We start from the raw sequence: 11,496 nt of genomic DNA on the forward strand, positions 1-11,496 counted from the left end.
CAAGTAGAAGTTGAACTGCGTTTAGACGATAGATTAGTAGATATAGTCTCTGAAGGATTTGATTTGGCTTTTCGTGTAGGTGAGCATAAAGATTCGTCACTTATTGCACGTAAAATAGCGCGTAACCGATTATTAATTTTAGCTGCACCACAGTTTATTGAAACTTACGGTATGCCAAAAACAATCGAAGAGTTAGCGCAATTACCAGCAGCAAGCTATGCCAGTAATTCTATTCGAGTAGAAGCAATAGATTACTACGATAGTAAGGGTGAACGCTGCGAGCAAAAAATAAAAAGTGTGTTTCGTGCTAATGATGCCGAGTCATTGTTAATGAAAACATTATCGGGCACAACTTACTTTGTCGCCCCTGCATTTATTATTGGTGATGAAATAATACAAGGTAAGCTAGTGCCTTTATTGACCGATGTAAAACTGATGGAGTTTAGTGCGATGTATGCCGTATATCCGCACCGAGATTTACCAGTGAGGACCCGGTTGTTTTTTGATGTTGTGCGCGAGCATTTAGGAAAAGATAAACCGATTTGGGAAAACGGGATCCCCAATTTTGAGCAAATGTATTAAGTAACCCTGCTTAAGCAACTACCGTTTCGTAGTCATGTTCTTTTTTAAACTTACAATACACTTTATTGCGACCAAATTGTTTTGCTTTGTATAACTGTTTATCTGCTTGGTTTACAAAGCTTTCCAATGAATTAGTACTTTTAAATTTTGCAACACCAATACTGGTTGTAACATTAATTGCAAGGCCGTCAATGTCAAATGTGGTATTTTCAAAACGTGCTCTTATTTGTTCAGCGGTATTAAGTGCAGCCTCTTCATTTGCAAAAGAGCTAAATAAAGCAAACTCTTCACCGCCTACTCTAAATACATACCCTCTACCAAGCACAACTCTTAGTAAAGTGGCCACTTCGATAAGTACTTGGTCACCGACACCATGGCCATGCTCATCATTTATCTGCTTAAAAAAGTCTAAATCGAGTAAAAACAAATATAACTGTGACTTATCTTGTAGTTCTACTTCAAAGTAGTGGTTCATTGAAAGGCGATTGCCTGCACCCGTTAATGGGTCAAGTAACGCTAAATTTTTAAGTCGCCTTGAAAAGTGTGAACGACTTCCTTCAAAAACGTGAGAAATCGCCCAAATACTTAAATAAGCACAGAGTAGATTAAGGGATAAGTTAAAAGTTTCAAAGGGGGCAAGTGTAGACTTACTCCCTAAAATAAACACTTGGATAACTAATAAATTTGCAGAGAAAATTACACCATATTGTTTACCTAATAAAAGGTAGTACAAAATAGGTAGTGCAAACGACCATACAAATACGCCATTACGAGGCGATGCTAAGGATGTACCTAAAATAACAATTAGCGTTATAAGTACACACATTATTAGGGATTGCCAAAACTGTAGTGGACGGCGTATAAGTGAAATATAAGTAAATATACAATAAATAGAAAAACAGATTTCGATGTAGCCAAGCAATGGAAAGTTATTTACAGTTAAATTAAATCCCGCAAATCCTACCGATAAAAAACCAAAACAAAGACACATCCCTCTCAGGACGTCCTTTCTTAATGATTTAGTGCTATTAAGAGCCGCGATATCCATTCTAATCACTTAATAAAAATAAAAAGTAAGTTTAACGTGAAAATACAATTTAACAAGCTTTGTTCATATAAAACCATGTAGATACAACCAGTTATTTACATTTTAGGGATAATGTAGTGTATTTTAGAAACACGTTTGATGCTTTAGTATCACTAAGTGGCTTTAACAACTAGCCACCTAACATGGATAAATTAGTAGTAATACCTGTATTACCTTGGTGTAAAAGGTGAGTTGGCTTTTTGGTTTTAATATAACGAGATAACAATGCCATTAATTCACTGTTTGAACTGTCGTTCATATATTCTCTTAGCGAAATACCCTCTTCAGAAAACAAACACAAGTGCAGATTCCCTTTTGCTGTAACCCTTAATCGGTTACAGGTACTACAAAAGTCGTTGCTGTAAGGCATGATCAAACCAATTCTGCCTTGATAATCAGGATGAGCAAACTCTTGAGCAGGACCTGCTGATGCACTACGCGCAACTTGCTGCCAACCCGTTTGTAATAACTGAGTTTTTAAAACTTGCCCAGAAACATGGTTAGCATCAAAAAAGGCTTTGTTGTCGTTTGTTTGCATCAATTCTATAAAGCGGATGGTAACGGGACGGTGTTTAACCCAATTTAAAAATGTATCAAACTCTTTTGCGTTGTATTGCTTCATCAACACGCTATTTATTTTTACCGAATCAATACCCGTTTCAAGCGCAGTATCAATACCTTTCATTACGGAGGTAAATTTGTCATGCCCAGTAATGGTGTTAAACATGCGCGAATCTAAACTATCAATGCTTACATTAATGGCGTTTAAGCCTGCATCTACCCAGTCATGAATATTCTTATGAAGGGAAAAACCATTGGTAGTCATTGCAATTTTTTTTATGCCCGCGACATCTTTTGCCGCGCGAACAACATCTATAAAATCTTTTCTAAGGGTTGGCTCTCCGCCAGTGATCCTTACTTTTTCGATACCATGGTGTGCAAACGCTTTAAGCGTGTTGCTAATTTCATCAATTGTGAGAAAGCCACGGTCATGACCACCCTGATAACCATCTGGTAAACAATAAACACACTTAAAATTACATACATCAGTAATAGACAAACGTAAGTAACTAAACTCTCGCCCTGTTGGGTCGATTAGCATAAATAAACCTTAACTAATATCAACAAGTAATAACAACCTAATACCAATTTGCAATAATACTTAATCATTTAATTAAGCAAATTGGTATAAACAACGCTACTTATTGATACATAAATAATAATTACATAAATATATTTAATAACTTAAAGGGGCAGCATAAAGCATACCCCTTTAGTTATTTTTGTTTTACGCTTCTAAGCCTTTTTTAAGTTCGCTTGGCTTCATTGGTAGGTCACGTAAACGCACGCCTACTGCATTAAACACAGCATTACCAATAGCAGGAGCAACCCCTATAACGCCAGGTTCGCCTAAACCAACTGGAAACTCATCACTTTGTAAAAATTCAATGTCAATATCTGGCACATCTTGCATTCTTAGCGGTAAATAAGTATTAAAGTTAGTCGCTGATACCTGTCCATCTTTATACGTATTTGATTCATGCAATGCAAGGCTGCTGCCCCATAGTAACGACCCTTCAATTTGCGCCAGTGCGCCATCTGGGTGAACTATTAAGCCCGCATCTACAACAACATAGAGCTTCTTGAGCGTTATTTTACCACTATCACGGTTAACATGAACATGCGCTGCGGTTGCAAGCCATGCTGGCATAGTACGTTCTTGCCCTGAACTTACAGAAAAACCAATGCCCTCATCTTTAGCTAATTTTACAGAAGCTACTTTGTCAGACACCGTTTTAAGCACATTACGTAAGCGCAGTGCTCCGCCAACGCTCTCAGGTGCTTTACCTGCTTGCTTGCCTTTACCGTCTAACATTTCAATTCTAAATTGAACTGGATCTTTGCCTTGCTTATGGGCAATTTCATCAATAAACGACTCAAGGCTCCAAGCAATCCAACCTGGCCCTACTGAACGTAACCAACCTGGAGTAAAGGTGCTTTGTGCAACTTCGTTATTAATAGCGCGTGCACGATGACTGCTCATGCTATACCAATGATCAGCGCCCGATGCCGAAAATGCATCAAATTTACCTTTGCCATCAACACCCGGTGATAAAAACGCTGGTGCCATTGCTTTAGTAGGCCAACCTGCAGCAAATGCATGCTCTAAACCAGTAAAAGTACCGTTTTTATCAAACGACGCCGTCATTTTTGCAGCAGATGCAGAACGAGACTGATCGAATAAACTATCGTCTGCTCGTGTAAATACCAGCTTTACTGGTTTACCTACTGCTTTTGCGGTTAGAGCTGCAGGTACAGTCCAGTCACCAAATAATCGACGACCAAAACCACCACCTAAATAATAAGGACGAATAATTACTTTGTTTTGTTCTATTTCGAGTGCTTTAGCAAGCGCAGGTAACGTAAGTGACTGCCACTGGTTACCTGTATGAATAATCCAATTTCCGTCTTTAAATTCTGCAACCGCATTTAATGGCTCTAGCTGATAATGACTCGCTGTCGCTGTGGTATACATTGATTCTAACGACTCACTGGCGTCTGCTTGAGTTTTCTTTATATCGCCTTGATCAACAAATAAAGTACCCGAGTCGCGTTGCTCGCATAATCGCTTACCTTCTTTTTGAATATCAGCTTCAGATATATTTGCTGACTCACCCTTTTTGTAACTCACCTTTAAAGCATCTACTGCTTTAATGGCACTTGGGTAACTATCAGCTAATACAACAACCCAGCCTTGCACTGTGTTACTAGGGTCATTTAAAATTTCATAGCCTTTGTAACCTTTAATAGCTTTTGCTGCACTATCGTCAACGTTTGTTACTGTGCTGCCATAACGGGTTGGCGGTATTACTGGTCGCGCGTACAGCATGCCTTCAACTTCTACATCTATCCCGTATACTGCGGTACCATTTGTTTTGGCTGGTATATCAAGCGCTTTAAAGTCTTGTTTAAGCCCAGTTAAATGACGTTTATTAGCAGGTTTTAGTGGAAGGTTTGCAACTTCATCGCTGGTAAATGTACGATTAAACTCGCCTTTTTTAACTATGTCAGCATAACTAACCGATTTTTCGCCTGCAATAATATAGCCCTTTTCAGCACGACATTTGTCTGCAGGCACGCCGAGCATTTTAGCTCCGGCTTCTATTAATGCAATTCGACCCGCAGCGCCGGCTTGAGATAATGGCTTGAAGCTTTGAAATACAGACCACGAACCACCCGTTACCATAAAGCCCCATTTTTCATGGGTATCTACGTAGGTAATTGATACTTTATCCCAATCACATTCAAGCTCATCAGCCACAATGCGCGCAAGAGCAGTACCAATATGTTGACCCATTTCAGCTTTTGCAATACTTACTTCTACGGCGCCGTCGGTGCTCATAGTCCACCAAATAGTGGGTGAAAAAGCTTGTTGCGCAATTGATTCTTTTGCACTGAGCGAACCCGAAAATAACGCAGGGGCAAACGCCATGACTAAACCTGCGCTAGCAGTGCCAATCATAAACGAACGACGATTTAAATTAACGGTTTCGCTATTTTTTTGAAATAATTTTTTCATTATCGGCTCCAGTTAAGCGTCTTGTGCATTTGGATCAAATATATTTACTACACTTTGTGACTCATCTGCAGCGCGTTGAATAGCCGTTTTAATACGTTTATAAGCCATACAGCGGCAGTAGTTACCATTCATATGGCTTACTATTTCTTCATCTGAAGGACTTGGATTAGCTGCCAGCAAAGTAGCAGCTTGCATTATTTGCCCCGATTGACAGTAACCGCACTGTGGTACTTGCTCTTCAACCCATGCTTTTTGAAGTGGGTGTTCGTTATTAAGCCCTTCAATTGTGGTAATGTTTTTTCCTGCAATTGCGCCAATTGGTAAAACACATGAGCGAGTTGCTTGCCCATCTAAATGCACCGTACACGCACCACACATTGCAATACCGCAACCAAACTTCGTCCCTTTTAATCCAATTTCATCACGAATAACCCATAACAATGGTGTATCTTCACTTGCGTGTGATTCAACCACCTTGCCATTAATTGTAAACGTCACCATAGCTTGCCCCTTGATTAAGCTTTATAACCTGTGTTTAAATTATCCAATTTAAACACAGGTTATAACAGTTAAGATTGTTGTAACTACTAATCCATAACACATATAGTTACCGCATCAGCTACATTAACAGCTAAATACCATAACCACTGCACTAAAGCGTTAGCGCAGCTAAAACTTATTTTGCCCTACTAATACTTTTTCACTCATTTTTAGCTATAAAATTACTTAGCTGCTTTTGAGTATCTATGTCTAAACTCGCACTACGTAAACTAATTGTATTGACGACCTCACTGCTGGAGCGCAGTAATTGCTGTGCACCTCTATCTGAAGTTAAGCTTGCAAGCTGAGATAAATCAACCACTGGGAATATAGCGGGTACACCTAAACGCTCGCCATAGTTTGCGCACCAGCGCGATGGATTACGTGTAAAACCAGTAACTAGCTCACTTAAGTGCGCTACTTTTAGCTCAACCTGATCCGCGAGCATAAATAAAATCCCATCAAAGGACTTATTTTTAAACACAGTTTGAGAAGCTGTCGCGATTGAATGACCCAAACCTTGGCTCCATTGCTTGTTCTCAATGAGCTCTATGTTTTTATAACCTGCCAGTGCTTGCGCTACTTCTTTATGCCATGCCCCGGTAACTACATACACGGGCGTGTCATCAAGTGCATGCAGTGTATTTACAGCATGCTCAATCATTGTTTTGCCAAAGCCAATATCAGCTGTTAATTTACAGCCGTTAAAGCGAGATGATTGACCTGCGGCTAAAACAACTTTTGCAATTAGCACGGCTCTTGCCCCCAATGACTTAGTGATTGGGCATCTTTATCACACAGCACTGCATGTATTTCGCTGATCAGCGATAGTGCAATACTCTCTGGCGAGTCGCCGCCTAAATTTAAACCGACAGGCCCAAAAACAGGAGACTTAATTTGTGAAACACGCGTATTTGCGTGCTCTAAAACTTGTTCACGTCTGTGCTTAGGACCCAATAATCCTATATATTTAAACGGAACATCTTTAAATTGAGCCAACGTACTGGCGTCAAGTTCAACGCTGTGAGCCATTAAAATAGTCGCATCGACTTTATGAGTTATGCAATATTCTTTTAACTCACTCGGTGTGATGCGCAAAATAGCATCTGCATTTTTAAAATATTGTCTTTTTGCATTAGCCGCCCGTGTATCCCATACAGTTACACTCCAACCAAGTTGTTTGGCAAATGTATAAACCGGAACTGCATCTGCGCCGCCACCTACTATTAATAGATGGGGCGGTGGATAAATAGAGGTTTGCAAGCACGTAGCGCCTTGTAATTCTACCAATTGCGCTTTGCGGTTCATTGATAAACCATGCAACTCATCATTTTGCGTAAATACACCACTACCGGCTGGCAAAATGGGGCTTACTTGTTGAAGGTATCGCCCTGGTTTATTCTCATTAAGTGCTTTAGATACAAGCTCTAACTGTAAATAGTCATTAGCCTTATGAATAGGCTGCAGTAAAATGTGTACTATGCCCCCACAACCAATGCCAAGTTGAAATGTTAAATCGTCTTCATCGGTGGCATCATAACTAATGGTTTTACTGGTTAAAGTACTCATTACTTGTTTAGCGTGGCGCTGTATGTCAGCTTCTAAACAGCCTCCTGAAAGCATCCCCAAGCGCTCGCCTAGGCTCGAAATAAGCATCATAGCCCCTAGTTTTCTGTAGCTAGAGCCTTCAATTTTGTACAAAGTAGCTAAAACCCATTCTTGGTTGTCCCTATTGAGATACCAAGTGTTTAAGATACTTTTCAAATCTGTAACCATATATTGCCCTTTAAAAAGCATTTTTTACGTTTAAAAACAAACCAGCCTAAACAGCTAATTTAAAACTTAATAATTCACGCACAATTTAGTTTTCTATTATATCGTTTAAGGTCTCAATTAACTCATCAAATTGATCATTAACGCTTTGGCGTTGTTTATCATTTAGAGTTAGGTTTAATTCGTAGAGTAAATTTATATATAAATTTAAGTTTGCTTCATTGCTTTTCAATAGTGCGTCGCTCATATAAAGTTCGCGCTCTTTAATAACTGTACTCAACTGATTTATAAATTCTTTTTTTGTAATTTCAGCATTTGTAAATACCTGTTTGGCCGCATTCAAACGGGTTTGCTTGTACTCTAACCACAGCGCTCCTGAGTCTTGATGTTGCTCATTAGTTGATTTAATCAGCGCTTTTTGTTGTTTATTAAGCTTGCCTATCCACTGCTCGTAGTATTCAAATTGCTCTTCTAAACGCTCACTTTTTCGCTCAAGCGGGGTTTGTTCGTTAAACTCTTCACGTTCGTCGTTAATTTTTATTTGGATATTGTCTAAAAGCTCACCTCTTTGCTCACTTGATAAGGTTGCCCCAAGCTCAGCTAAAGGCAGTTTTGCGTATCCAAGTAGGTTCTGCCAATGTTGTTTTGCAAGCACAACCTGTGTTTTTAATTGTTTAGCCTCCAATGTTTGGTTAAACAATACTTTTATATTTTGTATGTCTTGTCTGTAGGCGGGTAACTGGGTAGTTCGGTGCCAATTTTGTGTTGTTGTAATTATGTTTTTTAGCTGTGTATTTTGCTTTTTATTTAAATCAACATAATCGTCAACCCAAAATGATGAAAGCCAACTCAAATTATTGTAAGTAAAAGATGCCGAACAACTACATAAAAACAACATACTTACAGCAAGGCATATCTGTTTTAGTTTTTTTGCTTTGAAATTATTAAGCATAACCTTCTCTATTATTTAGATTGTGGCAAAGCTCAAAACTCATTTGATAATAATTATCATTTAAGTATTGACTTGCATTTAGATCTAACTGATAATCGTTCGCACAAACACAGTGTAACGACCTCAGTGCCTACGGAAGAATATTCAGCAAGGATGCTGACACATTAAAAGAAGAGCGTGCCGCTTCGTGTTATTACTTACTCGACCCAAGTAATAACATCAAATATCACATTTACTTGCTACATTGCTCATATTAGTGACGGTTAATATGACTCAAAAAAGCCCTAACGGGCTTTTTTTATTTCTTTAAATTTTCTATAAAATCTGTATCTTACACTTCTTAAACTCGTTTACTTACCTTAAAAGTCCACCGCGCTGTTATTTACATTTTATACGCACGATCTGATAAGGTATCGCCTTGCGTTTGCGCTAAAGCTGGCGTAAAACATAACAGTAGACACCCTTTTTTGCATCTATTTATAATAACCGATTTAGTCTCTACTTAAATGCATTGAGTATTAAACGTTTAAAATGCGCAAATAGTGCAAAAATTTAATAATTTAGCATTTAACTAAAGTCTGTTTACCTTTCGGGATTAAAACTTGTTCTATTTAGGCGCTATTTAATCGCGGCAAGATATACTGGCCCTAAAACCTATCGTAACTATTACTAATTGGAGACATTAATATGTCACAGTTTAATTTGAAAGCACTCGTTCTTGCTGGCGTTTTACTTGCCAGCCCTTTCGCTCATGCAACATTAGAAGATGGCATAAGAGCAGCTAACGAAGGTGAATTTGCAGTCGCCCTAAAAGAATTTCAATACCTTGCCGATAAAGGTTTTGCGCCAGGAATTTACGAACTAGCTAAATTATACGAAGGTGGATACGGTGTAACACGCGATTACCGCAAAGCTGCTGCGCTTTATCAACAAGGCGTTAAAAAGAACCACCCGGATTCAATGTTTGCGTTAGCTGTTTTATACGACGAAGGTAAAGGCGTAAAGCTTGATCACCAAATGGCTGTTACCTTATTTGAAAAAGCAGCCAATAAAAACCTGCCTGCGGCTCAGTTTAATTTAGGTGTAATGTATTCTAATGGCGTGGGCGTTACGCGAGATTATGAAGCGGCACGCAACTGGTACGAAAAAGCAGCTGCAAACAATTACTCTTTAGCACAATTCAATTTAGCCCTCATGTATTTTGAAGGGCTAGGTATGCCAAAAGATTTAGAAAAGTCGTACATTTGGAATACTATCGCTGAGTACAACGGCAATATGCAAGCGAGTCATAGCCGCAAACTTGATGAGCGTAAAATGCTGCCTAAAGAAATTGAAGAAGCTAAAGAAAAAGCCGATGCCATTTATGCAAAAATACAAGTGGGTACCTATGCTGGCGAAGGTCGCTTATTTTAAAGTCTTATTTTAAAGTTTAAGAGTTTAAGACCTTAGTTTGAAACTAATCTAAAAAGGCTGAATTACATAACGTAATTCAGCCTTTTTAATATCTTGATTTAGCAAGTTCAAAATCTATTCAACTTTACAAAATCAACATACTCTTATTTTATGTAAAGCCACTTTAGTAGCTTAATAAGAAGTTTGCTTTGTTTTAGCAGCATAACAATACGAGGATTAAACGAGCCCGATACTAACGTGTTTTTAGCATGGCTAAACGTTAAAAACCCTTCTATGCCATGATAATGCCCCATTCCTGAATGCCCTACACCACCAAAAGGGGCATCGTCAGCAGTTACTTGCACTAACGTATCGTTTATTGCCACAGTGCCACTGATTGTTTGCTTCATAATGTATTCTTGAGCGTGCTTATCTTGCCCTAAAATATAAAGCGCTAACGGGTGGTGATGGGCTTTAATATAGTCAATTGCGCTGTCGAGCTTTTCATAACTCATTATTGGTAATATTGGACCAAATAGCTCATCTTGCATAAGCTGCAATTCGTCAGTAACTTGAGTCACTAAGTGCAGCCCCATACGATGTTTTTGCTCATCTTGCTGGTTTTGCTCAAGTGGCTTAATAATGTTTGCGCCAAGCTCTTGGGCTTGCTCTAAGTAGGTTGCTAAACGTTTATAGTGTGCATCGCTAATAATAGAGGTTAAGTTTTTACCTTCAACACCGTCTTTAAAGTGCTTTTTATAAAGCTCGCATAATTGCTGAACCAACTGATGCTCAAGCTCTTTGGGTACAAATACGTAGTCGGGAGCAACGCATATTTGCCCTGCGTTGGCCATTTTTCCAAACAGTAAAGCTTGCGCCGCTTTTTTAATATCGGCATTTTGCGTAATAATAACTGGCGATTTACCACCGAGTTCAAGCGTTACTGGTGTTAAATTACGGCTCNAAGCCATTACTAATTTACCAACGGCCGATGACCCCGTAAATAATAAATGAGCAAATGGTAGTGATGAAAACTGCGCGGCTACGTCGCTACCGCCTTGTATTATTTTGCAATGCGCTTGCATGTCGTCTTTAAATATTTTTTCGATAACGGCGTTTGTGTGAGGTGTAAACTCGCTTAATTTGAGCATAACTCTATTACCGGCAGCTATGGCGGTAAGCACAGGTACTAACGCTAACTGAATCGGGTAATTCCACGGTGCAATAATACCAACCACACCTTTAGGTTGGTAATTAACACTTACTTTTGAAGGCCACAAACTTAAACCTACAGAGCGATTACTTGGCTTTGCCCATTTTGGTAGCTTTTTGATAATGTGCGCGAGTGTTTGAACCGTAGGCAATATATCGCCAAGTAGAGTATCGAAAGCGGTTCTGTAACCAAAGTCTTTTGAAGCAGCATCCACTAGCTCTTGCTCAAGTTCAACAATACGTACACGGAGTTTTTTTAATAAAACGAGACGTTTATCAATTGGCAAGTAAGGTGTTTCGAGAAAGCTTTTTTGCAATTCATCAAATAGGGGAATTAAAGGCATTGCCTGTGATGTGTCGGTGCTCAAAATAGATTAC

The 11,496-nt window shown here is 39.0% G+C and carries 10 protein-coding genes; 2 read left to right on the forward strand and 8 right to left on the reverse strand.

What is annotated here, in order from left to right:
• On the forward strand, positions 1-582 hold a 582-nt coding region (locus tag L654_RS0123435), incomplete at its 5' end, for a substrate binding domain-containing protein (RefSeq protein WP_024609201.1).
• Between the two features lie 10 nt (positions 583-592).
• Here L654_RS0123435 and L654_RS0123440 read toward each other — a convergent pair.
• The 7 genes from L654_RS0123440 to L654_RS0123470 form a co-directional block, all read right to left on the reverse strand.
• Positions 593-1,630 (reverse strand): GGDEF domain-containing protein, encoded by a 1,038-nt coding sequence (locus tag L654_RS0123440; protein WP_024609202.1) that lies wholly within the window; start codon positions 1,628-1,630, stop codon positions 593-595.
• 169 nt (positions 1,631-1,799) lie between these two features.
• Positions 1,800-2,771 (reverse strand): GTP 3',8-cyclase MoaA, encoded by a 972-nt coding sequence (moaA, locus tag L654_RS0123445; RefSeq protein ID WP_007582018.1) that lies wholly within the window; start codon positions 2,769-2,771, stop codon positions 1,800-1,802.
• A gap of 186 nt (positions 2,772-2,957) precedes the next feature.
• Complete coding sequence (locus tag L654_RS0123450; protein ID WP_024591792.1) at positions 2,958-5,249, reverse strand: molybdopterin cofactor-binding domain-containing protein; 2,292 nt, start codon at positions 5,247-5,249, stop codon at positions 2,958-2,960.
• Positions 5,250-5,261: 12 nt separating this feature from the next.
• On the reverse strand, positions 5,262-5,750 hold the full coding sequence (locus tag L654_RS0123455; protein ID WP_007582016.1) for a (2Fe-2S)-binding protein: 489 nt from the start codon (positions 5,748-5,750) through the stop codon (positions 5,262-5,264).
• A 199-nt stretch (positions 5,751-5,949) separates the two neighbouring features.
• Positions 5,950-6,543: a nucleotidyltransferase family protein gene (locus L654_RS0123460; RefSeq protein WP_024591793.1), complete on the reverse strand. Its 594-nt coding sequence runs from the start codon at positions 6,541-6,543 to the stop codon at positions 5,950-5,952.
• A complete protein-coding gene (locus L654_RS0123465; protein WP_024609203.1) occupies positions 6,537-7,565 on the reverse strand; it encodes an XdhC/CoxI family protein in 1,029 nt (342 codons plus the stop codon). Before L654_RS0123465 ends, L654_RS0123460 begins: the two co-directional genes overlap by 7 nt.
• A gap of 85 nt (positions 7,566-7,650) precedes the next feature.
• Positions 7,651-8,514: a DUF6279 family lipoprotein gene (locus L654_RS0123470; protein ID WP_024609204.1), complete on the reverse strand. Its 864-nt coding sequence runs from the start codon at positions 8,512-8,514 to the stop codon at positions 7,651-7,653.
• A 687-nt stretch (positions 8,515-9,201) separates the two neighbouring features.
• On the opposite strand from L654_RS0123470, the gene L654_RS0123475 reads away from it, so the two are divergent.
• On the forward strand, positions 9,202-9,927 hold the full coding sequence (locus L654_RS0123475) for a tetratricopeptide repeat protein (protein WP_007582012.1): 726 nt from the start codon (positions 9,202-9,204) through the stop codon (positions 9,925-9,927).
• 143 nt (positions 9,928-10,070) lie between these two features.
• Here the strand turns inward: L654_RS0123475 and L654_RS0123480 are convergent, their stop codons facing one another.
• Positions 10,071-11,486, reverse strand: coding sequence for a coniferyl aldehyde dehydrogenase (locus L654_RS0123480; RefSeq protein ID WP_024609205.1), 1,416 nt, complete (start codon positions 11,484-11,486; stop codon positions 10,071-10,073).
• Between the last annotated feature and the right edge of the window lie 10 nt (positions 11,487-11,496).

This window comes from Pseudoalteromonas sp. TAB23, from assembly GCF_000498075.1.
In the GTDB taxonomy this organism is placed as follows: domain Bacteria; phylum Pseudomonadota; class Gammaproteobacteria; order Enterobacterales; family Alteromonadaceae; genus Pseudoalteromonas; species Pseudoalteromonas arctica.

Bases quoted from the DNA above. Each gene is read 5' to 3' on its own strand.
- L654_RS0123455 (WP_007582016.1), bottom strand. From the start codon at position 5,750: ATGGTGACGTTTACAATTAATGGCAAGGTGGTTGAATCACACGCAAGT.
- L654_RS0123475 (WP_007582012.1), top strand. From the start codon at position 9,202: ATGTCACAGTTTAATTTGAAAGCACTCGTTCTTGCTGGCGTTTTACTT.
- L654_RS0123440 (WP_024609202.1), bottom strand. From the start codon at position 1,630: ATGGATATCGCGGCTCTTAATAGCACTAAATCATTAAGAAAGGACGTC.
- L654_RS0123450 (WP_024591792.1), bottom strand. From the start codon at position 5,249: ATGAAAAAATTATTTCAAAAAAATAGCGAAACCGTTAATTTAAATCGT.
- moaA (WP_007582018.1), bottom strand. From the start codon at position 2,771: ATGCTAATCGACCCAACAGGGCGAGAGTTTAGTTACTTACGTTTGTCT.
- L654_RS0123470 (WP_024609204.1), bottom strand. From the start codon at position 8,514: ATGCTTAATAATTTCAAAGCAAAAAAACTAAAACAGATATGCCTTGCT.
- L654_RS0123465 (WP_024609203.1), bottom strand. From the start codon at position 7,565: ATGGTTACAGATTTGAAAAGTATCTTAAACACTTGGTATCTCAATAGG.